This is a genomic window from Flavobacterium sp. J372 (genome assembly GCF_024699965.1).
Classification (GTDB): Bacteria; Bacteroidota; Bacteroidia; order Flavobacteriales; family Flavobacteriaceae; genus Flavobacterium.
Genome location: NZ_JAJOMZ010000004.1, coordinates 2787213 through 2808950, shown reverse-complemented (window position 1 = coordinate 2808950; position 21738 = coordinate 2787213). Strand labels below are relative to the sequence as shown.

The 21738-nt window shown below is 40.5% G+C and carries 18 protein-coding genes; 12 read left to right on the top strand and 6 right to left on the bottom strand.

Translation table 11 applies throughout. The features are described from left to right. The first annotated feature begins 51 nt into the window (after nt 1–51). From carB to LRS05_RS13915, 3 genes are all read left to right on the top strand, one after another. Complete coding sequence (carB, locus tag LRS05_RS13925) at nt 52–2904, top strand: carbamoyl-phosphate synthase large subunit (RefSeq protein WP_257868873.1); 2853 nt, start codon at nt 52–54, stop codon at nt 2902–2904. Between the two features lie 80 nt (nt 2905–2984). After that, nucleotides 2985–4100: an ion channel gene (locus LRS05_RS13920; protein ID WP_257868872.1), complete on the top strand. Its 1116-nt coding sequence runs from the start codon at nt 2985–2987 to the stop codon at nt 4098–4100. Further along, the gene (locus LRS05_RS13915; protein ID WP_257868871.1) at nt 4027–4605 is read left to right on the top strand and encodes a T9SS type A sorting domain-containing protein; all 579 of its coding nucleotides are present in this window, start codon (nt 4027–4029) and stop codon (nt 4603–4605) included. Before LRS05_RS13920 ends, LRS05_RS13915 begins: the two co-directional genes overlap by 74 nt. A gap of 44 nt (nt 4606–4649) precedes the next feature. On the opposite strand, the gene LRS05_RS13910 is transcribed toward LRS05_RS13915, so the two are convergent. The 6 genes from LRS05_RS13910 to rmuC all read right to left on the bottom strand — a co-directional run bounded on the left by LRS05_RS13910 (nt 4650) and on the right by rmuC (nt 13974). Further along, a complete protein-coding gene (locus LRS05_RS13910; RefSeq protein WP_257868870.1) occupies nt 4650–6788 on the bottom strand; it encodes a DUF3857 domain-containing protein in 2139 nt (712 codons plus the stop codon). A 90-nt stretch (nt 6789–6878) separates the two neighbouring features. After that, complete coding sequence (locus LRS05_RS13905) at nt 6879–8717, bottom strand: transglutaminase family protein (protein WP_257868869.1); 1839 nt, start codon at nt 8715–8717, stop codon at nt 6879–6881. Nucleotides 8718–8818: 101 nt separating this feature from the next. Beyond that, nucleotides 8819–10801 carry an FG-GAP-like repeat-containing protein gene (locus LRS05_RS13900; protein ID WP_257868868.1) on the bottom strand — a complete coding sequence of 661 codons (1983 nt, stop codon included), beginning with the start codon at nt 10799–10801 and terminating at the stop codon, nt 8819–8821. Between the two features lie 27 nt (nt 10802–10828). Beyond that, nucleotides 10829–11926: a hypothetical protein gene (locus tag LRS05_RS13895; RefSeq protein ID WP_257868867.1), complete on the bottom strand. Its 1098-nt coding sequence runs from the start codon at nt 11924–11926 to the stop codon at nt 10829–10831. 100 nt (nt 11927–12026) lie between these two features. Continuing rightward, entirely contained in the window at nt 12027–12575 is a 549-nt protein-coding gene (locus LRS05_RS13890; RefSeq protein WP_257868866.1) for an acyl-CoA thioesterase, read from the bottom strand. 1 nt (nt 12576) lies between these two features. Beyond that, nucleotides 12577–13974, bottom strand: coding sequence for a DNA recombination protein RmuC (gene rmuC / locus LRS05_RS13885; RefSeq protein WP_257868865.1), 1398 nt, complete (start codon nt 13972–13974; stop codon nt 12577–12579). Between the two features lie 154 nt (nt 13975–14128). On the opposite strand from rmuC, the gene LRS05_RS13880 reads away from it, so the two are divergent. The 9 genes from LRS05_RS13880 to ffh all read left to right on the top strand — a co-directional run bounded on the left by LRS05_RS13880 (nt 14129) and on the right by ffh (nt 21638). Next, entirely contained in the window at nt 14129–15094 is a 966-nt protein-coding gene (locus LRS05_RS13880; protein ID WP_257868864.1) for a hypothetical protein, read from the top strand. 57 nt (nt 15095–15151) lie between these two features. Beyond that, nucleotides 15152–16162 carry a S41 family peptidase gene (locus tag LRS05_RS13875; protein WP_257868863.1) on the top strand — a complete coding sequence of 337 codons (1011 nt, stop codon included), beginning with the start codon at nt 15152–15154 and terminating at the stop codon, nt 16160–16162. Nucleotides 16163–16197: 35 nt separating this feature from the next. Then, nucleotides 16198–16569, top strand: coding sequence for a nuclear transport factor 2 family protein (locus LRS05_RS13870; RefSeq protein WP_257868862.1), 372 nt, complete (start codon nt 16198–16200; stop codon nt 16567–16569). Beyond that, nucleotides 16569–17279: an acetolactate decarboxylase gene (locus tag LRS05_RS13865; RefSeq protein WP_257868861.1), complete on the top strand. Its 711-nt coding sequence runs from the start codon at nt 16569–16571 to the stop codon at nt 17277–17279. The genes LRS05_RS13870 and LRS05_RS13865 overlap by 1 nt, the downstream gene beginning before the upstream one ends. Nucleotides 17280–17284: 5 nt before the next feature. Beyond that, complete coding sequence (locus LRS05_RS13860) at nt 17285–17971, top strand: HAD family hydrolase (RefSeq protein WP_257868860.1); 687 nt, start codon at nt 17285–17287, stop codon at nt 17969–17971. After that, complete coding sequence (locus tag LRS05_RS13855) at nt 17971–18528, top strand: YdeI family protein (protein ID WP_257868859.1); 558 nt, start codon at nt 17971–17973, stop codon at nt 18526–18528. Before LRS05_RS13860 ends, LRS05_RS13855 begins: the two co-directional genes overlap by 1 nt. Nucleotides 18529–18583: 55 nt before the next feature. Continuing rightward, a complete protein-coding gene (locus LRS05_RS13850) occupies nt 18584–19021 on the top strand; it encodes a DUF6526 family protein (RefSeq protein ID WP_257868858.1) in 438 nt (145 codons plus the stop codon). 307 nt (nt 19022–19328) lie between these two features. Next, on the top strand, nt 19329–20204 hold the full coding sequence (locus LRS05_RS13845) for a hypothetical protein (protein WP_257868857.1): 876 nt from the start codon (nt 19329–19331) through the stop codon (nt 20202–20204). A 93-nt stretch (nt 20205–20297) separates the two neighbouring features. Continuing rightward, nucleotides 20298–21638 (top strand): signal recognition particle protein, encoded by a 1341-nt coding sequence (gene ffh, locus LRS05_RS13840; protein ID WP_257868856.1) that lies wholly within the window; start codon nt 20298–20300, stop codon nt 21636–21638. Nucleotides 21639–21738 lie beyond the last annotated feature (100 nt).

The window sequence follows — 21738 nt, the reverse complement described above, 5'->3', positions numbered from 1 at the left end:
AAACAATAAATTTGCATACAACACACTAAACTACACAACAACTACAACACAATGCCGAAAGACAACACTATTAAATGCGTTCTTATCATAGGTTCGGGGCCGATTGTTATAGGCCAGGCCTGTGAGTTTGACTATGCCGGCTCTCAGGCGGCGCGCTCTATTCGTGAAGAGGGGATAAAAGTGATACTTATCAATTCAAACCCTGCCACAATCATGACCGACCCATCTATGGCCGATCATATTTACCTGAAGCCGCTCACCACAAAATCTATAATTGAAATACTTAAAGACCATCCTGAAATTGATGCAGTATTGCCCACAATGGGCGGGCAGACTGCTCTTAACCTATGCCTTGAGGCAGATGAAAAAGGAATCTGGGCCGACTTTAACGTAAAGCTTATAGGTGTTGATATCAACGCTATAAATATTACTGAAGACAGGGAACAGTTCAAGCAGCTGCTTGAAAAGATTGGCATACCTGCAGCACCTGCAAAAACAGCCAACTCTTTTCTGAAAGGCAAAGAGATAGCGCAGGAATTCGGCTTCCCGCTGGTTATACGCCCGTCTTTCACATTGGGCGGTACAGGCGCAGCTTTTGTGCATCATAAAGAAGATTTTGATGAGCTTCTTACCCGCGGCCTTGAAGCTTCACCCATACACGAGGTGCTTATAGACAAAGCACTTTTCGGGTGGAAGGAATATGAACTTGAGCTGCTTCGTGACAAGAATGACAACGTGGTGATTATATGTTCTATAGAGAACATGGACCCGATGGGTATTCATACCGGCGACAGTATCACGGTTGCACCGGCAATGACACTAAGTGATGTTACCTTCCAGAAGATGCGTGACATGGCCATCAAAATGATGCGCAGCATAGGCAACTTTGCCGGAGGATGTAACGTGCAGTTTGCTGTAAGCCCTGATGAGAAGGAAGACATCGTTGCCATTGAAATCAACCCACGGGTGTCACGCTCGTCGGCACTGGCATCAAAGGCTACAGGCTACCCAATTGCCAAGATAGCATCAAAACTGGCGCTTGGCTACCATCTTGATGAACTGCAGAACCAGATTACAAAATCAACCTCTGCGTTATTTGAGCCAACGCTTGATTATGTAATTGTAAAAATACCACGCTGGAACTTTGATAAGTTTGAAGGCGCTGACCGTACCCTTGGCCTCCAGATGAAATCTGTAGGCGAGGTGATGGGTATAGGCCGGTCTTTCCAGGAAGCGCTGCACAAGGCTACACAATCGCTAGAAATCAAGCGTAACGGCCTTGGCGCTGACGGTAAGGGCTACAAAAATTATGAACAGATAATAGATAAGCTTACACACGCCAGTTGGGACAGGGTATTTGTGATTTATGATGCGATACAAATGGGTATTCCGCTAAGCCGCATACACGAGATTACAAGGATTGACATGTGGTTCCTGCGCCAGTATGAAGAGCTGCACCTGCTTGAGAAAGAGATATCTACGTATAGAGTTGACAATCTCCCGAAAGAATTGTTGCTTGAAGCGAAGCAGAAAGGTTTTGCTGACAGGCAGATTGCACACATGATGGGCTGCCTGGAAAGCCAGGTATACAACCTGCGTGAAGAAATGGGCATAAAGCGTGTTTACAAACTTGTGGATACCTGCGCTGCCGAGTTTGAAGCAAAAACGCCATACTATTATTCAACCTTTGAAGCAGAAATAGAAAAGGCTGACGGTACACGATACGTTCACAATGAAAGCATTGTAAGCGACAGGAAAAAAGTGGTGGTATTGGGCTCCGGCCCGAACAGGATAGGGCAGGGCATTGAGTTTGATTACTCGTGTGTGCACGGAGTATTGGCAGCATCTGAATGCGGGTATGAGACCATAATGATAAACTGTAACCCGGAGACTGTTTCAACGGATTTTGACACAGCAGATAAGCTATATTTTGAGCCGGTATTCTGGGAGCATATCTATGATATCATCCGCCATGAAAAGCCTGAAGGCGTAATTGTGCAGCTTGGTGGTCAAACGGCCCTGAAACTAGCTGAGAAGCTTGACCGTTATGGTATAAAAATACTCGGAACGAGCTTTGACGCACTTGATCTTGCCGAAGACCGCGGGCGTTTTTCAGAGCTGCTTAGAGAGCTTAATATTCCGTTCCCTAAGTTTGGTGTGGCAGAAAGCGCTGACGAAGCTGTAAAGCTGGCTGATGAACTTGACTTCCCGTTGCTAGTGCGCCCTTCATACGTGCTTGGCGGGCAGGGAATGAAAATCGTTATCAACAAGCAAGAACTTGAAGAGCATGTGATTGACCTGCTGAAGAATATTCCTGGCAATAAGCTGTTGCTGGACCATTACCTTGATGGCGCCATTGAAGCAGAGGCTGATGCTATTTGCGATGGCGAGAATGTATATATAATTGGTATAATGGAGCACATTGAGCCTTGTGGGGTGCATTCGGGCGACAGTAATGCTACGCTGCCACCGTTTAACCTTGGTGAGTTTGTAATGCAGCAAATTAAAGACCATACAAAAAAAATTGCGCTGGCACTTAAAACAGTAGGGCTTATCAATATACAGTTTGCCATTAAAGATGATACGGTTTATATCATTGAGGCTAACCCAAGGGCATCACGTACAGTGCCTTTCATCGCAAAGGCCTACGGAGAGCCTTATGTAAATTATGCTACTAAAATAATGTTAGGCCATAATAAAGTTACCGACTTTACTTTCAATCCACAGCTAAAAGGATATGCTATAAAGCAGCCTGTGTTCTCGTTCAACAAGTTCCCGGGTGTAAATAAAAAACTCGGTCCGGAAATGAAATCGACAGGTGAGAGCATCCTCTTTATCGACGACTTGAAGGATGACCAGTTCTATGAACTTTACTCAAGACGTAAAATGTATCTGAGCAGATAATTATAGCTTAAGCCCCGCAATTGCGGGGCTTATTTTTAGGTAAAAATTTCCCCTACATTTGGTTTGTCATAATAAGGATCATGGGATTTTTTAAAAAGATAAATAGTAACGCCGCTACCAGCGATACAACTGGTTTCGGTACCAATCCGTCAAATTATGGCGGACGCTTTATTAATAAAGACGGCAGCGCCAATATAGAGAAACGCGGTATGCCCTTCTTCAGCCGGATAAGCTGGTACCACACCATGCTTACCATGCCTGGTTGGAAGTTTATATCTGTACTGTTAGGATTTTATGCAGCTGTAAACTTTGTCTTTGCATTGATGTATTATGCAATTGGGGTTGAATATCTTAATGGTATTGATGATTCAGGCTCTGAATTATTAAAATTTGGCAAAGCATATTTTTTCAGTGCCCAGACTTTTACAACGGTTGGTTACGGGCATATAAGTCCCAACGGATTTCTTACCAGTGCTCTTGCAGCAACTGAGGCATTGACCGGACTCTTATGTTTTGCAATAGCTACAGGTTTATTCTACGGAAGATTCAGCAGGCCGAAGGCTTACCTTATATTTTCTGAAAATGCGCTAATATCTCCATATAAAGATGGTACAGCGCTAATGTTAAGGACAGCGCCTCACAAAAATACAAACCTTATTGATGCCGAAGCCCGCCTTACCCTTGGGATGAACATTACTGAAAATGATATTGCTGTTAATAAGTTCTACAACTTGCCGCTGCAGATGCAAAAAATAGGATCCTTAACTCTTAGCTGGACACTTGTACACCCGATTGACGAGAAAAGCCCGCTTTACGGCTTTACTGCCGAAGATTTTAAATCGGTAGAAGGTGAGGTAATGGTATACATTAAAGCCTTTGATGATTTATTTAGCAATACTGTGGGCATAAGCACTTCGTATACATTTGATGAAATTGTTTATGATGCAAAATTCGAATTAATGTATACCGAAAATGCTGATAATACAAAAACCATCCTTCATCTCGATAAAATAAATTCTTTTATTACAGGAATTTTCATTAAGTACATTTTTTTTGGAAATGTTATAAGTATGTTAAAATTTTTTAACTTTGATATTGCTATTAATTTTAAAAAATTGAATTATGAAAAGAACATTACTTATTGCAGCTCTTATGCTTTCTGCATTTGGTTTTGCCCAACAAACACATCACATTAACTGGGGTACAACCGCGGGTGTTGCCCAATTTAGTAAAACAATTGCACCAGGTGACACTGTAATGTGGATGTGGACAACAGCACACCCGCATACTGTAACTTCACAACCCGGAAGCGCGGAAAATTTTGACAGCGGTACATTGCAGGGTATAGGGCTGTCTTATTCTAAGACGTTTAATGTTGTAGGTACAAACCCATATGTATGTATTTTTCATGCAGGTATGGCAGGCGTTATAACTGTAGATGCAAATGCGTCTACTCAAAGAAATAACAAAAATGCCTTTAGTGCATGGCCTAATCCTGCAACTGATGTTATTAATATTTCGGCAGAAGCGGTGATCGATAAAATTGAAATGTTTGATGTAAACGGCAGAAAAATAATGGACGCTTCAAATGCAGGTAATGCAGATGCAAAGCTTTATATTGACGGGCTTGCACAGGGTACTTACTTATTAAAGGTGACTTCAGGTGGAAAGCAGGAAGATTTGAATATTGTGAAGAAATAATTAAAATAAAGAAGCCCCTCATTGAGGGGCTCTTCATTTAGCAGTTAAATCTTTTTTAATAAAATCTTTTCCTGTGTAAATTGGTATGCAGCCTCTAAGAAAGCAGTCATATCTTTCCAGTTTGAAGTAGGTTCAAAGTAGTTTGCATAATATTTGTATGCTTTAATTTTAAGCTGGTTTCCTTCTATCGATGCTGTGCTTATAAATCCTCCGGTATTATTTTCAACCTTTTTGTTAAGCTTATCAATGCCTGATACAGTGTATCCATCAGGAATTGTAAGTATTACCTGTTCATCATAAGAGCGAGGAAAAATGGAATATATGTTTTCTTTACGATTCATTTCTTTTTCATCAAGCTTAAGCTGTTCACCAATAAATTTTCCTATCTCAATTACGTAATTTGAACCTGCAGATTTAATCAGGTTATTATTTACTGTAAAGTTTTCGTTATACGCAAATGGCTGTAGTTTATCATACCTGCCAAAATCAACAAATGTAAATGAATGGTTGTCAATATCGAAACCATATTCAGCTTCGGTTGATTCTTCAAATTCTTTCTTCTGCTTATCTTTAATTTTTGTTTTAAGCGCATTATATTCCCTAATAAATTGTTCTTTTTTCTTATTATTACTTATTAGGTCTTTTAAAGGTTTTGTGCCATATCTCTCATTGTCCTGATCCATAAAATCTGTGAAATTTAATTTTTCCTTTTGTTCACCTTCTTTAAATTGCCCGTAAACGAGTGATTCTTTTTGAAAATGAAATCCGTTAAAATCATCATTAAGTTTAACAGTTGCAATATTAGTAATCTTATTATCTTTATACGAAGATACAGGCAGTTTAGTGTCTTTAACGGCTGTTCCCTTTACAAAATTCGGAGTCTGTAATGCATAGCCATCTGTACCTTCAATACTGTAATTAATTGTACCAGGCGTATTATACATACCAAAGTATTGCAAGTAAATTGGCTGGTCTGTCAACACTTTTATACCAACTAAAACATTTGGTTGTATTAAAAGATCTTTAATGTCTCCATTCTCTCTGCCAGTTGCTACAATTATTTCATATTTTATTTTGTTTTCTTTCAGAAAAGCCATCATATGGCGCCCAAATTTGTATTCATCATCAAGAAATATAGGTGCGTTTCCATAAAGCTCAGTACCATCAAATATTTTTGCTTCAGATGCCAGCAATGCTTCCATATATCTCGTAAAGTACATGTGCCTGTAAAAATAGTATGCTTGTACAACTTTTTCTTCCGTTGAAGTGTATCCTTTTTGTTTTATATATTTTTTTACTTCTCCTATATTACCCAATGCCCATAATTTATTATCATAGAATTTTAAAACATCCTCTTTAGACACAGTTTTCTTTAATTCTTTTACATTATCAACAAATGCATCAGCAAGCTTTGCATAATTTCCTGTTTGTTTTTGTACAGCATGAAATTTATATGCCGGTAACTCAGCAAACGGATAATACCATCTTTTAGGCTCATATTTTTCAATATCTGATGCTACAAGTTCATATTTGAGCTTTTTACCTTTTTCAGGAACTGATTTAATTTTTGGTGCGCCATTATAAGAATTAAAGTTTATGAAAAAATTATCTTCAGTATCTAAAGTAATTTTTGCATTCATTATAGGATATTCATCAGCAAGTAATCTCTCTTCTATAGCAACAGGAGGCACATTTGTATAATAGTAATAGTCAATAATGTCACCTGGCTCAAGATTTGGAACAGCAATCTTTATCTTATCATCAGCTTTAACTGATACTTCATCTACATTTATCCGTTTTTCTGTACCATCAGGCTTAATCACCTTTATGCCCATAAGGTCGCGCTCTTTCTTTTCATGTGACCCAAACATGATTACAACCTTGTATTTAATACGTTCAGTAATTGAAAATTCTGAAAACTCTTTAACTGCAGCCTGATCAAGAAGCATAACCCTTTTTCTTACAGACATATAACTGTTATTAATCATCATAGATGTGTCAAAGCTGTACCTTTCATCTTTAATTATAATAACTGCCGATTCTTTTTTCCACTTTTCAGGTATTTTTACGACTGAACTATATGGATCATTCTTCGGCCAAACACTGGCTTCAACTTCTTCTTTTGTTTGCGCTTGTATAATGTTGCTTAAAAGTAGTAGCAACGTTATAAAATTATTTTTCATCAGGTTATATCTTTGTTAGGGTAATTTGTTCGTTATAGTTTTTTTTAAGGTTGTTAAGTGATTCTCCCCACGCTTTAAATTCTTTAACCTTTATAGCCCCGGTTTTAAATACAAATTCTTTTTATAAACAATGGCCTTGCCTTTTTCCTCGTAAGAAGTTTTTATATAGTAATTGCCATTATCTGCAACGTAAGGTTGTGGTAACTGTGTAACTTTATAGCCTTCAGGTATTTCAAGTGTTATTATAGATTCATAATCTTCCTTATAATCAAACTCATAATCGCTTTTACGTTCTTTAAAGTCAAGGCTGCTGTACTCTCTTCTATAATCAAGATTTACGTAAATTTCATCGTCAAAATAAGACACTTTATTTTTAAAGGTGGCATCATATTCAAGTTTAATAGGGTTATCCCTGTTTGATAAATCTGATGTCCGGATATTTGATACCACGAAGTTTTTATTACCGCCTGAAAGATAGTATTCCAGTGCGTTCTCTTTTTTGTCAGTCTTAATATTGTTGTAGCCATATAAAAAAGAGGCCCGGCTTTCACCTTTCATAAAATTGCTCACAACACCTGTAAGTGATTCATTTTTAATTTTTAAATCAGCACTGTAAATTTCTTTGTTATGTGATGCAGCTGCAATAGGAACTTTATCAATTATGAAACTGTCGCCATCTTCAATCAAAACTTCTTTGCCCTGTATGCGCTCAGCATATTCCCCAAAAGAGTTATATTTCTCTGTTCCATCAAGAAAATAGCGTTTGCCGCCTTTTATAACTGTGCAAATCATATGATTGTCAACGCATAGCGATGGAATAGTGTAATCATAAGCAATTCTTTTAGTGCCAATCCATGTAAGGCGTGCATCAAACCCGGCAGCCTTGAGCATCTGCCTTGTTAAGTTAGCCATACCCTTACAGTCACCAAAGCGTTTGTTGAAAACATTTTGTGAGGCATCAGGCCGGAAACCGGCCAATCCGTCTTCAAAAGCAATATATCTTATATTGTCTTGTACCCAATAGTAGATATTTTTAATTTTTTCTTCATCACTTTTAGCATTGGCTGTAAGTTCTTTAACCTTATCATTAAGTTGTTCAGGTTTTTCATCAATGTCGTTTACCAATGATTTGTACCATTTATATAAATCAGCTGTTGAGTTGAATAGGGTTGTTGTTTTTCCACCTTTATTAAATGATTTTGCGATTAAAAGAAGGTGCGGATATGTGTAGCTTGGCCCTGGAGCTGACTCTTCTTTGGCTATTGCCGGAAGATCTGTAATCGTAAAGATATATTTAGAAGATTTTGTTTTCGTATCTGTAATTACTTTTTTGTCAACAGTGTGACCGCTGAAATTAAACTCTTTAATTTCTACTGTAAGCCAGTCGGGCACTATGATTACCATTTCTTTTTTAACGATGGGATACTCTTTATTAAAAAAAACTGAAGTGAAATATTTTACATCTTTGTAATGCTTAACCATTTCATAATCATAGGTGTATCCCTGTACAGGAAAATCAATTTCCATATATTTTACCCTATAGTCACTATAGAATATATCATTAGTTGTATGAAATTCATCGTTAAGTTTGAACTTCGCTTTTTTGCCATTACGGTACTTAACATTCAATTCTTTCACTTCAGATTCACTGTTGTAAAATTCATATTTATGAATATCTGCGCGATGGCCTATATTCATTAAACGGCTGTTAATAGTATGATTAACCGTTACATTATGAGTTTTATCATCAAATCCGAATGAAACTATTTCAATGTCGCTGAGTATAGCGACCTCATTTTTTGGATACTTATCATGTAAAGATTTTGCAAGTGCGATATCTTCCGGGGTAGGATCAATATCTTTTTGTGCATACAGAGGTTGTAAGCCTATCAGTATGGCAACAACGAATTTTAATATCTTAATTTTCATTAGTGTAAAAAGGCGCAAGGTATGCCATTTTACTTTTTTTAACAATTTATTAAGAAAAAAAATCCGCTGCTATAGCAGCGGATTCTATTGAAAGAAGTTTTTTAGCCTTTTACTATTTTCTGCGTATGCTGTTTACCGGTGTTATCTTGTAAAACTAGTATATAATTACCCTTTGAAATGCCTTGTACAGATATTCTGGGATTATCAACTTTAACTGACAATACAAGTTTACCATTCAGGTCATAAATCTGTGCCTTAGTAATATCTGCAGTATTATTTCCTTGTATCTCTATAAAATCTTTTGCAGGATTAGGATATACCATAAAAGCGCTGCCTGTATTATTACCCAAACCAAGCGTAGCGCCTTCAGTAACAAGCAGTGACTGATTTATACCCGGGTTCATTATTGTATCAACTATACCTGATGGCCACTTTACAATTACCTTTTCAATTGCAGTTGCTGTGCCAATACCAAAATGTGGGTTTAGTGAGCTCATGAACTCAAAGCCATCACCACTGCGTACATCACGTATTTGTTTGCCCCATATTCCATATATTTCAACACGTGCGCCAATACCGTTTGAGTTGCTTGTAGTTCCTTTCAGGTTAAGTTTTATCCAGTTATTATTATTGCCGGGATTAAATTTTACAGTACTTCCGTTAAGAAAGTCGAGAAAGCCATCATTGTTTAAATCTCCTACTGCACCATTTGCTGCAAATGATGTTGCCGGAGTAAATGTCATATTCCCATTATTGTACATTATTTTGTTTCCGCCTCCAAAAACATCTACAAAGCCGTCATTATTAAAATCATGGGCACAATGTTCCTGGCTTAATGATGTAAATGTATCATATCCCGATCCCGCAGTCACATTGGTAAAAGTACCGTCGCCATTGTTACGCATCAGTTTGTGTGATCCGCCCGAGGTTGAGCTGGCCCCTATCATTACATCCATATCACCGTCATTATCAAAATCTGCCCATGCAGCCGACCATGACTGGTGATAATCTGCAAAACCCGCTGTTGTAGCCACATTTGTAAAGGTACCGTTGCCATTATTGCGGTGCAGCTCATCTATGGCAGCTACGTTGTTTCCTCCGCGGCATTTAGCTATAAAGAGATCCTGGTCGCCGTCATTGTCATAGTCTACCCATATAGAACCGTAGTTGCCTCCGTTGGAAACATCGCCCAGTCCTCCTTGATGGAATGTGAACCCTCCTGAGCCGTTGTTTCTAAAATATACATTTGGTGCTACGTCATGGCATACAAAAGCATCAAGATGGCCATCATTATTTATATCAATAAAATTGGTTCGCTGCGAGAAAACATATTGTGGCGTGTTGTGAGCTGTTGCAAAAGCAGTACCGTTACTATTGCTCAATAAAAGTGTGGCCCCGTTTCCGCCGCCTAGTAATAAGTCATTAAAGCCATCCTTATTATAATCACCCGCAGCCATACTCCAGCTTGGCATATTAGTGATATTTCCGGGGGTATCAAGCATCGCAGATGTAAATGTCCCGTCAGTATTTTGATACAGTATATGAATTTTATTGTTATGAACACCTACCAGGTCATCAAGAAAATCACCATTCATGTCTACAACGCATATTTTGTATGATCCTGTAAGGATAAGTGACTGCTGTACGCCGGTTGTAAGGCTAAAATAAAAGTTAGTTACTGTCCAGTTATTATCAAACGCGATGTAATATGTTTCTCCCTGAGTAACGTTAAATGTTACAACAGAAGTAAAATTCGTGCCACTGTCATCATCACCAGCCACGCATGTAAGAGCTCCACAAGTACCGCTGTAAATGTGTACACGTGTATCTGCTTTAGGATATCCTTCTAAATCTGTGCTTACAGTAACGCTTTCAGTCTGGGTGGCAGTATAAGTGTACCACGAACCTTTGTTAGGTGAATTTTGCTGGCCGCTTGTACATACAGGTGTAGGTACCTGGCTGCCTGCCTGCAAAGTGGCTGAATTTACAAGTCCTGCTGTTACAGGCAGGGCTGTCTGGCATGTGTTTTGGGCGAAACCTGTTGCAGTGCAAAGGCAAAACAGTATAAGTAATAATCTTTTCATATAGTTTGGTGTTTGGTTGTTTATTTATTAAGGACACGGTTCTCCTAGGCCTGAAATCCATTGCTGCATCATCTGGAGTGCTTCAGTATGCTTCACGCTGCGGCCCATAAGCGGCATGCGCTCATTATCTTCTACTGAGTTCATACGGTAGTACATCATGGAGCGCTGGTACACGCCGCGCGCTATAATATGTGACTGGCCCTGCCCCACGGGTTGCTGGAATTCAACACATACACCAAGATTTACAGGGTCTGTAGTTTCATTAAATGCCAGTCTTATAGGCCTGTAATCACAATGCGCCCCCTCTTTATGGCAATGGGCACAATTTATATCAAGGTAAGACCTTACCCTCATATCCAGAGATTTAGAAGTATCTGTCCAGTCTATTGTTGATGTAATATTTTGCGGGGCAGTGTTGAGGTAACCCTCCTGTATCCAGCGAGACAGCTGGTTGGCGCTGCCATTGCTGTATGTATATGATTTATTTAAATTTTGCGGTTTTGGCCCAATAGCTGAAGGAACTTCATCTGATTTATGGCAGGTAAAGCATTCATTGCCACTGGGTATGCGGTAAGTGGTGTTCATTGGTACGCCGTTTTCTATCCATGCCAGTTCTATATTTTTACCGGCCATATCCAGCGTTGCCTCTGTTTGGGCATCATTCCACAGGTAATTTGCAAATATCCACTCGCCATTTTTCATTATCATCAGCCTCGTTTCAATAATTTTCCTGGTGTTTTCAGGCTGTACGTTATCATAATAAAAGTTTTTGATGAGTACTGTACCGTTAGGAAAATCAAGCACATTGGCATCGCCGTTGTAGGTTGCAGATGTATTGGCCGGCATCCATACAAATCTTTTCTTGTGGGCATAATCTGTAAAAAGCGTGCTGTTCAGGTCATACGGAATCACTTTGTAAGCAGGCTCCATATTTTTCATGTCGCCCGTAAAAAATTTGTACTGTGACAGCGTGGGGTAAGGCACATTGGCAAGGTTAACATCAACGGGCGAAACCTGTACCGGTGGTTCAGGTACGGGAGTATATCCTTCATCATCGTTACATGATGTAAAAGCAGTGAATAGTAATAATATAAATAAACTCCTTAAAAAATAGTTTTGTTTCATACTGTTATCGCAACTTTTTAATGAAATGATAACAAATATAAAATATTTCACCCTACCTTTTACAAAGTAAGAGAAAAAGTTATTTTGCTGTAAATGAGTATTATAAATTTAGCCTGATGTCGTGATTTTTCAGGCCTTCAAGCGCTTCCCCGGTGGTATGGTCAAATGTTTCTTCGTGAAGGTTTTTCTCTTTTTTAAGGTTTATGCGCTTTAATGCATTGTAAAATCTTCGCACTTCATTTAATGATGAAAGTATCAAACGCGGCACCATGGCATTCTTTCCATTATCATCTTTTGCCACCATGGTGAAGTAAGATGAGTTGCAATGTTTCACCATACCTGTACGGATATTTTCAGATGTTACGCGAATGCCAACAATCATGCTGCTGTTGCCTACATAGTTTACAGAAGCTTTCATAGTTACAATTTCGCCTACTTCAATCGGGTTTAGGAAATCAACAGTATCTACCGATGCCGTTACGCAGTACATTCCCGAGAATTTTGATGCCGATGCAAAGGCTATCTGGTCCATAAGCATTAAGATGTAGCCGCCGTGTATCTTTCCGCTGAAGTTGGTGTGTGAGGGCAGCATAAGCTCACTTATAGTAACTTTTGATGCGCTGACTTTCTTATAAATTTTCTCTTCCATCTTACTGGTTCAGTAGTTTATCAGTATCCATCGCTACATCTTCCTCTTCCATCTGCATAGCGCGGTTCAGTATATTTTCGGGCAGGGCTTTTTTTGCTTTAGCGCCCATCTTCTTCAATTTTTCAATGCTTGTGATAATGTTGCCGCGGCCGTCAACCAGTTTGCCCATCGCGTTTTGATACTCTGTCTGGGCATCGCGCATCTTATTGCCAACCTTGGTAAGGTCGTTAATAAAGCCTTCAAATTTGTCATACAGTGCTCCGGCCTGGCGGGCAATCTCATAGGCATTTTCCTGCTGTTTCTGGTTGCTCCACATACTGTCAATAGTTCGCAGGGTAGCAAGCAATGTGCTTGGCGTGACAATAACAATATTACGCTCAAAAGCCTTATTGTACAGCGATACATCTTCGTTTAGGGCACAGGCGAATGCAGGTTCCATCGGTATGAATAACAATACAAAATCAGGACTTTCAATATGGTACAGGTCGTGGTAGTTCTTGTCGCTAAGCTGGTCTATATGGCGTTTTATGGAGGATACGTGGTCTTTAAGGTGGAGCGCTTTTTGCAATTCATCTTCCTCATTTACAAAGCGCTCGTATGCTACAAGCGAAACTTTGCTGTCCACAATCATCTTCTTCCCATCGGGCAGGTTTATCACAACGTCCGGCTGAATTCGGCTTCCTTCTTCGGTCTGGTGGCTTTGTTGCACATAGTATTCACGGCCCTTCTCAAGCCCTGACTTTTCTAACACGCGCTCCAGTACAAGTTCACCCCAATTGCCCTGCATTTTGGCATCGCCTTTTAGGGCTTTGGTAAGGTTTAGCGTCTCACGGCTCATCTGTTCGTTCATGTCGCGAAGCCCGAGTATCTGCTGTCGCAGCGCAGCATGGTAGTCTATGCTTTCCTTGTGGGTATCTTCTACCTTTTTCTCAAACATGTGTATTTTCTCCTGAAGCGGTGAAAGTATGTTCTTCATATTCTCACGGTTCTGCTCTGTGAACTTGTTAGATTTTTCTTCAAGTATCTTATTGGCCAGGTTTTCAAATTCTTTAGTGAATTTCTCCCGAAGCTGTTCCGTTTCTTCACGCTGCTCCCGCATGCGCTCATACAGGTTTTCAAAATCAGTTTCTTTCTTCGCCAACTGTAAAGCCAGCGCTTCTTTTGCAATACGCAGGTTATCGCGGTCTTCTTCCTGTTGCTGGTAATGCCTCTCGGCAATAAGCTTTTCAGATGCGGTTTGCTGCCTTTGTTGCTCTATTTGCTGCAGCAGGCTGTTGTTGCGTTCTTCGAGCACTTTTTTCTCTGAAGCGGCTTTTGCTGCGAAAATTGCTTTGCCAATGAAGACGCCAATGGCTAGAGCGATTATAAAGGCGAGTAATATTATGATGTTGTCTGACATTTGAAATTAATTTGAAAATGTAAAAATAGAAAATTTTCTAACAGATAGAAATTAACGCGCAGTCACTTTATCAACGTAATACTTTTTGGCACTCCGTTTGCGTTATCAGTTTATAAGCCAGGTACTATGGCTTTTAATATTATCCTGATAACATATGAAAAGCATTAAAATCTGTATCGTTATTGCAGCTTTATGCTGTATACTGCCGGCTTCGGCACAAAAAATGTTCGCATCTGCCAAATATGATGCTATGTGCAGCTATTATGGCGAAACTATAGAAAACACCATTACAGCATATGAAGCCGATAACACTGCGGAGGCGGTAGTGAAAAATATTATGTCGGTTATAGGCCTGCGCGCCAACTTCGAGCTACGTGCAGCCAATGTTCCCAATGCTGCTGCGGTAATTATCAAAAACAAGCGCTACATACTTTACAATCCGGAGTTTATGAATACGGTTAATACCGTTTCCGGGACAAACTGGGCCGCCATAAGCATACTTGCCCACGAGATAGGGCATCACCTAAACGGCCACACATTGGGCAGTGAAGGCAGCCGCCCGGCCACCGAACTCGAGGCAGATGAATTCAGTGGGTTTGTACTGAGGAAGATGGGCGCATCACTTAAAGATGCCCAGGCCGCCATGTCGCTGATTGCCTCAATGAAAGGTTCTCATACGCACCCGGCCAAGCACCTGCGCCTTTCATCTATTGAGACCGGATGGGCCAATGCGGGTAGCGGCGGTGTTACTCCATCTGCAATAGATGTTATTACACAGCGTCCGGCCGTTGCAGCAAGAACAACACCGAAACGTACTACTGCACCTGCACGGACAGTACAAAAACCGGTGAAGGAAAAGCTGGCTCTTGATGAAAAGTATATTGCCGGAGAGGTAAGCCTTACAGGTGACCCAACTGGGCGTTATTTCATCACCAAAAAAGCGCACTTTGTACAGGTAACTAAAGATAATATCTACCTGCTGGGCTCGCTTGAAGAGAGTGACCGTTACGGCTATAAATTTATGCTGAGCGATAAGTTCAACAACAATATTTACATTGACAATAGCGGAGGCCTTGTAAACAGCTACGGCAACCGTATTGGTCGGCTAAGCATTAAATGATATGATATGTTGTGCCGCACAAAACTTATATATTTGTAGGTGTTATGGCTATTACCAATGAATAAATACATTTTTGCATTTATATCTATCTTCTTACTGAGCGTAAGCACAAGTGCTCAGCTTGCAGACACCACACGCACATATATTGACAGCTCACTTACAATACTGCGTAATCATTCACTATACAGTAAAAAAGTAAACTGGAATAAAATTGAAAAACAAATTTATGCTAAGGCAGCTACAGCAAAAAATAACACAGAGATATTTGACGCACTTAAGATTGCATTTAATGCCGTAGGAGATAAACATGCGGCTTACTATTCTTATAACGACCAGTACAAAATTGAAGACCTAGAGTTAAATGCACGCTTTACAGATTCACTACGTGCTGCCCTTGCTAAAGGCCCCCGGGTACTTAATAAGATGATAGGTGATGTTGCTTACATAAACATACCCTTTATGGGTGTGCAAAAACAAGCACAAATAGATGAGCTTGCAAATTTAGTTAATAATTCAATTGCAGCACTTTTAAAAAACAATCCTAAAGGCTGGATAATAGACCTCCGCCTTAATGCAGGTGGTAACATACGCCCGATGCTGGGAGGGCTAGCGCCATTTTTCAAAAATGGTATTGTGACCTATTATATAGACCGTAATGGCAAGGCTGAAGAACCGTCATCATTTCTCGACGGAGATTTTTATATTGACGGTATTAAACAAGCTAACATCAATAGTAAGGCAACAACACTCGCAGCAGCTAAAGTAGCAGTGCTTATAGGCCCCGGTACTGCAAGTTCTGCGGAGGGTGTTGCTAATGTTTTCCATCAACGTGGTAATTCTAAACTTTTTGGGGAAAAATCTGCCGGAAGGGCTAACTCAACTAATGGGTTTGTTTTCAATAAAAATCAGTCCTACTTCCTGATATCCACCTCATTTCTGGGAGATAAGAATAAGAAAGCATTGCCGGAATATGTAATGCCCGATGAACTTGTGGTACAAAATAATTCTTTTAATGACCTCGCAGAAGATAACGCGGTTAAAGCGGCAATAAAATGGCTTAAAAAGTAAATTTTATTTTCTACATTAGATATAAAATTTAAAAAATGTTTCACCAGCACGATATTATCCGTCTTGAAGAGCGCTTCATCAATGCGATGAAAGCAAGCAATGTAAACGAGCTTGATGCCCTAATTGACGACCGCCTCATCTTTACCAGCCACAGCGGCCAGCTTTATACTAAGCAAGAAGACCTTAATGCGCACCGAGAGGGAAACGTTGAGATTTTTGACATTGCAATAAGCGAGCAACATATCACCGAATTTGGCGATGTGGCTGTAGTATCTGTGCGTAAGGAAATAAGCGGATCATTTTTCGGGGAAACGCTGGTGGGTATTTTCCGGTTTACAAGGGTGTGGCAAAAAACTTCAGATGGCTGGAAAGTAATTTCGGCACACTCAACACAAATACTGCACTAATGAAGTTTATGTCGGGTTTAGTTTTAATGGCCTGCCTTTTCTTTGGGTCGCTCACTTATTCACAAAACACAAAATCATCTGTAATTGTTACAGGTGCAATGAAAAATGTGATGTGGAACGGGCAGCTGAAAGGCGCAATACAGCTTGACACCATAGCAAACAAAAAACATCTTTATGGTCTGGGCCCGATAGAAGGCCTTCGGGGTGAAATCATGATCATTGACGGAAAGTGCTATACATCATATGTAAAATCTTCCACCGAAATGAAAGTGGTTGAAGATTACCAGGTAAAAGCGCCATTTTTTGTTCACGGATATGCTGATGATTGGAAAGAAATAAAGCTTCCGGATAATGTAGTTAACCTTAAAGATCTAGAGAATTATCTTGGAGAAGTAACAAAAAGCACCAACAAGCCCTTTGTTTTTAAGCTGACGGGTGTGGCTGATGAAGCTTCAATACACGTTGTAAACCTCCCTGAAGGCGCTGTTGTAAAAAATCCGGATGATGCGCACAAAGGGCAGGTAAGTTATAAACTGGATGATGAGCAGGTTATTGTTGTGGGTTTTTATTCGCGCAATCATCAGTCGGTATTCACCCATCACGACACCTATATGCATCTTCACCTTATAACAAAAGACAAGGCTAAAATGGGTCACGTTGATGAACTGAAATTTAAAAAAGGAGCAGTACAATTGTACCTGCCAAAATAATTTATATGGACATAAAAGTAATTGCATTTGATGCAGATGATACCCTATGGGTGAATGAGCCTTATTTTCAGGATACGGAAAAGCAGTTTTGCCAGCTTATGGAAGAATACCTTCCTGCAAGCAGGGTAGCGAAAGAGCTTTTTAAGACCGAAATTGAAAACCTTGCGCTGTATGGCTACGGTATTAAGGGTTACATACTCAGCATGATTGAGACTGCCATACGCATTTCAGGTGAAACCATACCTGCGCCGTTAATCAGCAAGATATTAGACTATGGTAAAGATATGCTCGACAAGCCTATTGAACTGATTGAAGGTGTAGAAGATGTATTGCAGTCATTGCAAGGAAAATATAAATTGGTGGTTGCTACAAAAGGCGATCTTAAAGACCAGCACAAAAAATTGCATGACAGCGGCCTGGGCCATTATTTTCACCACATTGAGGTAATGAGCGATAAGCAGCAGGAAGACTACCAAAAATTGGTAAAGCGCCTCGATATTCGGCCGGAAGAGTTCTTTATGATAGGTAACTCTCTTAAAAGTGATGTGTTGCCGGTTTTGCAGATTGGCGGGCACGCATGCCATATTCCGTTCCACACCACATGGGCGCATGAGCATATAGACCATAAGATTGAACACGCCAACTTTAAGCAGGCAGAGCGGATAACTGAAGTAGCGTCATTTCTTTCGTAATGGAGCCAAAGTTCTTTAAAACACCTGCCGATTTCAGGAAATGGCTTGAAAAGAACCATGAAACAGAGAAGGAACTGCTTGTGGGCTTCTATAAAAAAGGCACAGGTAAGCAAAGCATTACCTGGCCCGAGAGTGTAGACCAGGCGCTGTGTTTCGGGTGGATTGATGGTGTACGCAAATCGGGTGATGAAGAAAGTTATCATTTACGCTTTACCCCACGCAGGCCCAACAGCATTTGGAGCGCAGTAAACATTGCCAAGATGGAAAAGCTGTTGGCTGAAGGGCTGGTATGGCCAATGGGTAAAGCCGCATACGAAAAACGCACTGAATCAAAATCGCGAGTGTATGCTTTTGAGCAAAAAGATGACCCTGTGCTTCCGCCGGAAATGGAAAAGCGTTTCAAAAAAGAAAAGGCAGCGTATAAATTTTTTATGAAGCAGGCGCCGTCATACCGCAAAGTAGTTTTGCATGGCATTATATCGGCAAAAAAAGACGAAACCAAAGAATCACGGTTTTTAAAGTTGCTGCAGGCCAGTAAAGAGGGGAGAAGGCTGTAGGCCACAGCCACAGCCATAAGTTTAATAGCATACTAACAAATAATGTAAATAAATTATGTCACAGCAGAGTTATAAAAACCACATCCGTTGGTACCCGCCGCATCACTTTGTATTTTATCCGTTAATGCTTGGGCTTATATTTTTTTCATCATATAAAGCATTTTCTGATGAAGCAATGCGGACGTTATGGGTAATAATAACCATACTTTTTGTCTGTATAACATGGCTGGCATTCATGCTTAGGCAGCATTATGCACTTACATTGCAAAACAGGCTGGTGTTGGCTGAGTTGCGTTACCGCTATCTTGCAACCACCGGTAAAAGACTTGAGCCTCTTGAAGAAAATCTTACCGAAGGGCAGTTGTTTGCGCTGCGTTTCGCTCCTGATGATGAACTTGAAGCATTAACTCAGCGTGCCATTGCAGAAAATCTTACGCCTGATGCCATTAAGCGCTCCATACAAAACTGGCGGGCAGACTTAAGGCGCGTTTAAGCTGATATAACCCTTTATTTTGAATATTTTATTTTACAGGTAGGGTAATTCTTTTCAAGCCTGTTATACACTTGCAGAAAAAGGGGTTGTTATGAAAAAGATTTAATTTTTAGTTTTTCTGTGCTAAGAGCAGGCTTGTGGTGGGTCTGCTTTTTTTTTAATAGGTAGGGTAAAAGCTATATTAGCTGTTTAATAATCAAGTTTAGTTCATTAGATGTTTATGTACTTGAAAACCGGCCCCCGAAAGCCGGTTTTTATTTTTTGGTGTCAGCATAAAATTGTTTATTTGTATCTGAAACCAAATGCTATGAAAAGATTATTAAATATAGCGCTAAGCGCAATAGTGGCCATTGCTTTCCTGGCTTCCTGTTCAGAAGATGATGCACCCGTTACAGTAAATGAAAACCCTTTTGCGCTCAACCAGCAATCGGCAATAACATTCCTGCTGCAAAACATAGAGGCAAATGTAGAGTGCTTTACCATAGATTACCCCATTACGCTTGCTACATACAGCACCGGTTTTGTGATAGATGAGACATTTGAAATCACGAGCGATGCTTCATTGCTTGCGTTTTTGCAGGGGCTCGGCACCACAACTTATGCCATACAATACCCATTTAGCCTTATCAATTCTGGTGGTGTAGAGGTTATCATTACAGGCAACCAGAATTTACGGGATACTTTTGACGTGCAGCTGGCAGCATGCGGTGCATGTGATGCAACCAATACGCTCTTCAGGCAGGCCTATGACAGCCAGACCGGTACTGAAGAATTTACAATGGATACATGGACGCATGAGTATACCTTCACCGTTAACACAAACGGCACAATTTGCAGTATTGGCTACAAAGGCGAAACTGATACGCTTGAATACCTTATTGAGATACTCGCGCCTGACGGTACTGCGCTTTACAGCGAGACACATGCATTTTCAAGTGCAGCGGTAGAATATATAGCAATAGAAGATGTAGACCTTACCGCAGGTGAAGAATATACAATTAGAAGGTCTATCCCTAATTATGATAACGGATGGGGTGTAGGTACGCTTAAGTTTATTGACTTGCCGTTTACACACGAAGGCATAACTATACATGAGTCACGTTTCTATGGCGGTGGCGGCAGCCCTGACCCGGATTATACAATGGTGCCGTTTATAGATTTTGTGTTTAAACCAGTACAATAATTTCAGCCGGCCATGTGCCGGTTTTTTTATGCAGTAAGGTTCGGCACTTCAAAATCAAATCCTTAAATTTGCGCTTCATTAAATGAACCTGATATGTTTGATAATTTAAGCGAAAAGCTCGATAAAGCGTTACATATACTTAAAGGCCACGGTAAGATTACCGAAGTGAATGTGGCCGATACCCTTAAAGAGGTACGCCGCGCGTTGCTTGATGCCGACGTTAACTTTAAGATTGCCAAAGAGTTTACCACAAAGGTAAAAGATAAGGCGATGGGCGAAAACGTACTCACCACGCTACAGCCGGGCCAGCTTATGGTGAAGCTTGTAAAAGACGAGCTTACCGAACTTATGGGTGGTGATGCTGCAGGCATAAACCTTAGCGGCAACCCAAGCGTGATATTGATGTCGGGGCTTCAGGGTTCGGGTAAGACAACGTTCTCGGGCAAGCTTGCCAATTATCTTAAAACTAAGAAGAATAAGAAGCCACTATTGGTAGCGTGTGATATATACCGCCCGGCGGCAATAAACCAGCTTCATGTAGTGGGCGGCCAGGTAGGCGTTGAGGTTTATTCTGAGGAAGGTAACCGTAACCCTGTTGAGATTGCTCAGAATGCAATTAAGCATGCTAAAGCAAACGGCTTCAACGTGGTAATTGTGGATACCGCAGGCCGCCTTGCTGTTGATGAGGAGATGATGAACGAGATTGCTAATGTTCACAAAGCCATTCAGCCACAGGAAACACTTTTTGTAGTGGATGCCATGACAGGGCAGGATGCGGTGAATACCGCAAAAGCTTTCAACGACAGGCTTGATTTTGATGGTGTTATCCTTACCAAGCTTGACGGTGATACACGCGGTGGTGCTGCCATTTCAATTAAATCGGTAGTTAACAAGCCGATCAAGTTCATCGGTACAGGCGAGAAGATGGAAGCGATTGACGTTTTCTATCCTAACCGTATGGCCGACCGTATACTTGGTATGGGTGACGTGGTGTCGCTTGTAGAGAGAGCGCAGGAGCAGTACGACGAAGAAGAAGCACGCAAGCTACAGAAGAAGATCGCGAAGAATGAATTCGGGTTTGATGACTTCCTGAACCAGATACAGCAGGTGAAGAAAATGGGTAACATGAAAGACCTTGTTGGCATGATACCCGGCGCAGGCAAAGCGCTGAAAGATGTAGAGATTGAAGATGATGCCTTTAAGCATATTGAGGCTATAATACACAGTATGACGCCGCAGGAACGCAGCAAGCCTGCAATACTAGACGCGAAGCGCAAAAACAGGATATCTAAAGGCAGCGGAACCTCTATACAGCAGGTAAACCAGTTGCTGAAGCAGTTTGACCAGATGAGCAAAATGATGAAGATGATGCAGGGCGGCGGCGGCAAAAACCTGATGCGGATGATGGGCGGCATGAAAGGCATGAGGCCTTAAGTATACAGGGGTGCGATTTCGCGCCCCTTTTTTATTCATAAAACAACACAACTTTTATAACCTGTCAGTAAAGTAACTTTCTAACTTTATGACTTTTAAA

Bases quoted from the DNA above. Each gene is read 5' to 3' on its own strand.
- carB (WP_257868873.1), top strand. From the start codon at position 52: ATGCCGAAAGACAACACTATTAAATGCGTTCTTATCATAGGTTCGGGG.
- LRS05_RS13920 (WP_257868872.1), top strand. From the start codon at position 2,985: ATGGGATTTTTTAAAAAGATAAATAGTAACGCCGCTACCAGCGATACA.
- LRS05_RS13915 (WP_257868871.1), top strand. From the start codon at position 4,027: ATGAAAAGAACATTACTTATTGCAGCTCTTATGCTTTCTGCATTTGGT.
- LRS05_RS13910 (WP_257868870.1), bottom strand. From the start codon at position 6,788: ATGAAAAATAATTTTATAACGTTGCTACTACTTTTAAGCAACATTATA.
- LRS05_RS13905 (WP_257868869.1), bottom strand. From the start codon at position 8,717: ATGAAAATTAAGATATTAAAATTCGTTGTTGCCATACTGATAGGCTTA.
- LRS05_RS13900 (WP_257868868.1), bottom strand. From the start codon at position 10,801: ATGAAAAGATTATTACTTATACTGTTTTGCCTTTGCACTGCAACAGGT.
- LRS05_RS13895 (WP_257868867.1), bottom strand. From the start codon at position 11,926: ATGAAACAAAACTATTTTTTAAGGAGTTTATTTATATTATTACTATTC.
- LRS05_RS13890 (WP_257868866.1), bottom strand. From the start codon at position 12,575: ATGGAAGAGAAAATTTATAAGAAAGTCAGCGCATCAAAAGTTACTATA.
- rmuC (WP_257868865.1), bottom strand. From the start codon at position 13,974: ATGTCAGACAACATCATAATATTACTCGCCTTTATAATCGCTCTAGCC.
- LRS05_RS13880 (WP_257868864.1), top strand. From the start codon at position 14,129: ATGAAAAGCATTAAAATCTGTATCGTTATTGCAGCTTTATGCTGTATA.
- LRS05_RS13875 (WP_257868863.1), top strand. From the start codon at position 15,152: ATGAATAAATACATTTTTGCATTTATATCTATCTTCTTACTGAGCGTA.
- LRS05_RS13870 (WP_257868862.1), top strand. From the start codon at position 16,198: ATGTTTCACCAGCACGATATTATCCGTCTTGAAGAGCGCTTCATCAAT.
- LRS05_RS13865 (WP_257868861.1), top strand. From the start codon at position 16,569: ATGAAGTTTATGTCGGGTTTAGTTTTAATGGCCTGCCTTTTCTTTGGG.
- LRS05_RS13860 (WP_257868860.1), top strand. From the start codon at position 17,285: ATGGACATAAAAGTAATTGCATTTGATGCAGATGATACCCTATGGGTG.
- LRS05_RS13855 (WP_257868859.1), top strand. From the start codon at position 17,971: ATGGAGCCAAAGTTCTTTAAAACACCTGCCGATTTCAGGAAATGGCTT.
- LRS05_RS13850 (WP_257868858.1), top strand. From the start codon at position 18,584: ATGTCACAGCAGAGTTATAAAAACCACATCCGTTGGTACCCGCCGCAT.
- LRS05_RS13845 (WP_257868857.1), top strand. From the start codon at position 19,329: ATGAAAAGATTATTAAATATAGCGCTAAGCGCAATAGTGGCCATTGCT.
- ffh (WP_257868856.1), top strand. From the start codon at position 20,298: ATGTTTGATAATTTAAGCGAAAAGCTCGATAAAGCGTTACATATACTT.